The 343-nt window shown below is 50.4% G+C and carries 2 protein-coding genes; both read left to right on the forward strand.

Going from position 1 to position 343, the window contains the following annotated elements:
• The first annotated feature begins 11 nt into the window (after positions 1 to 11).
• On the forward strand, positions 12 to 164 hold the full coding sequence (nrdD, locus tag AC0L3J_RS37730) for an anaerobic ribonucleoside-triphosphate reductase (protein ID WP_473350487.1): 153 nt from the start codon (positions 12 to 14) through the stop codon (positions 162 to 164).
• On the forward strand, positions 161 to 343 hold a 183-nt coding region (locus AC0L3J_RS37735), incomplete at its 3' end, for a hypothetical protein (RefSeq protein ID WP_473350485.1). The genes nrdD and AC0L3J_RS37735, both read left to right, overlap by 4 nt.

Consider the following 343-nt stretch of genomic DNA (forward strand, 5'->3'; position numbering starts at 1 on the left):
GCTTCCTCGGCGTGTGGGAAAATGAAAACGGCGAGCAGATCCACGATGGTCGTAACAACCTCGGCGTGATCAGCCTGAACCTGCCGCGTATTGCTCTGGAAGCAAAAGGCGATGAAGCCACCTTCCATATAGAGGATCGGGGCCACGCGCGCTTTCACCGATGAATAACTGCGAGTTTAACGGATTTGTTATGCCTGGTGGCTGGACTGACAGGGGGCGTTATGCTTATGGCATGTTCTGGCAATATCAAAACAATGAACGAGCCATTCACTCAATAATGATGAGTAATAAGGGCGATGATTTGCGCTCTGTGTTCTATGTTGATGGCGCTGCTTTCCCTGTT

The sequence above is a fragment of the Bradyrhizobium sp. Kon37 genome (genome assembly GCF_055807535.1).